Source organism: Caballeronia arationis (assembly GCF_001544975.2).
Lineage (GTDB): Bacteria > Pseudomonadota > Gammaproteobacteria > Burkholderiales > Burkholderiaceae > Caballeronia > Caballeronia arationis.
Genome location: NZ_FCOG02000384.1, coordinates 1 through 1,911, shown reverse-complemented (window position 1 = coordinate 1,911; position 1,911 = coordinate 1). Strand labels below are relative to the sequence as shown.

At 62.0% G+C, this 1,911-nt stretch carries 2 protein-coding genes and 1 pseudogene; all 3 read left to right on the top strand.

Annotated features, from left to right (window positions below):
* Positions 1-24: 24 nt before the first annotated feature.
* Positions 25-285: pseudogene (locus AWB81_RS48080) on the top strand (glycosyltransferase); the annotation flags it as partial.
* Between the two features lie 79 nt (positions 286-364).
* On the top strand, positions 365-1,042 hold the full coding sequence (locus AWB81_RS42460; RefSeq protein WP_235026246.1) for a glycosyltransferase family 4 protein: 678 nt from the start codon (positions 365-367) through the stop codon (positions 1,040-1,042).
* A complete protein-coding gene (locus AWB81_RS42455; protein ID WP_062644526.1) occupies positions 1,039-1,890 on the top strand; it encodes a polysaccharide deacetylase family protein in 852 nt (283 codons plus the stop codon). Before AWB81_RS42460 ends, AWB81_RS42455 begins: the two co-directional genes overlap by 4 nt.
* Positions 1,891-1,911 lie beyond the last annotated feature (21 nt).

Genomic DNA, 1,911 nt, shown 5'->3' with positions numbered 1-1,911 from the left:
CAAGAAGTACGCACGTTGAAAGAGATGGTCGCGTTACGAGACCTCGGGCATCACATCGAGTTGGTGTGCCCTTGCGATGCGCGCATCGGCGCCCGCAGTGCAGAACTCGGATTTTCGGTGCATCACGCCGCTATGCGCGGCGGTGGAGATGTCCGGTCGATGGTATCGATCAAGACGCTCCTAAAGCGCAGAGCGTTCGACGTGCTCAACACGCACAGCGGTCATGACAGCATCGTCGCGGGGACGGCCGGGCGGCTCGTGCGTACGCCGCTTGTCGTGCGCACTCGACATCTCGCGCTGCCGATCACTTCGCTCGCCACCTATACGTGGATCCCGCATCGCGGTAATCGCGGTGAGCCGTTACGTGCGCGAGTACCTGATCTCGGCCGGTGTCGAGGCAGAACGCGTGCAGACAATCTACGACGGGGTTCCGAAGCCCGACACCACCGGCCCATCGAGCCTGCGCGCGGAACTAGGGCTCGACGCGGAAGCGGTGATCGGGTGCATGGTCGCTATCATGCGAGACAAGAAGGGGCACGAAGACCTTATCGAGGCCGCAGAACCGCTGCTGGCGAAACGGCCGAACCTGCACTTCGTGATGGCAAGCAACGGCGATACCTTCGCGCGGGTATCTGAGACGGTCGAGAGCCGCGGCCTCGGCCGGCGCATCCATCTGCTCGGCTTTCGCAGTGACATTACTAACGTGCTGCGCGGATGCGATTTTTTTGTCCTGCCCACACATCAGGAAGCGCTCGGCCAGTCGTTTATTGAGGCGATGGCGGTTGGCTTACGGGTGATCGGCACAAGCGTCGACGGTGTGCCCGAATTGATCGAAAACGATGTGAACGGCCTGCTTGTGCCGCCAAAGGACCCGTTGGCGTTGCGCGCCGTCCTTCTGAAGCTGATCGACGATCCGGATTTGCGTGCGCGCCTTGGCGCCAAAGGGCGCAACATCATCGAGCGCGGTTTCTCCATCGGTGATATGGCGGGCGCCACGGTCGAATTGTATCTGCGCGGCCTGCACGAGCGGCGGCACGCATGAGGCACACCGCTCGTTCGGTGCCCGTGCTGATGTATCACCACGTCAGCACATCGCCCGGTATGATCACCGTGACGCCGGCGAACTTCGCGGCCCAGATGGCCTATGTGGCGAGCGCCGGCTACCGGACCCTCAGTGCGGCGGAACTTGCTCGTTTTCTGGCCGGCGAGCCGGTTCCCCCAAAATCGATCGTCGTGACGTTCGACGATGGCTATCTCGACAACTGGGTCCACGCGCATCCGGTGTTGCAACGTCATGGATTGAATGCCATTTGTTTTCTAGTGAGCGGCTGGCCGGGCGAGGGCGCCCCGCGTGCAACGGCAGCACATGCGTCCGACGGAACTGTGAACGAGTTACCGCACCTTTTGAATCACCGGGAAGGCGAACTGGCGATCGAAGCAGGCTGCGCCGACGATGCAGTTCTGCGGTGGTCCGAAATCGACGCAACGCGTCGCGCGGGCACTTTCGAATTCCATAGTCACACCCATTGCCATGTGCGCTGGGATCAGGTTGCGGGCAACCGTTCAGAAAAGCGCGCGAAGCTGCGAGACGATCTGCTTGTCGCGCGCACGACCCTTCAGGAGAGGCTCGGCGGAGTGTCGGATCATCTATGCTGGCCGCAAGGATATTACGACGACGACTATCGCGAGGTTGCACGCGAGACCGGATTTCGGCATTTCTACACCTGCCACCCGGGTGGGAATCCAAGCTCGAAGCGAACTCAAACCCACGCCGAACGGTCGATCAATCGGCTGGAAGTGCGCGATCGTCCGGCATTGTGGCTCGCGAGTCGTCTCTGGATTCACAGCCGCCCCGCGGTCAGCCGCGCGTATTTGCGCATCAAGCGCTGAAGTCGCGCGCCGGGGATCGAT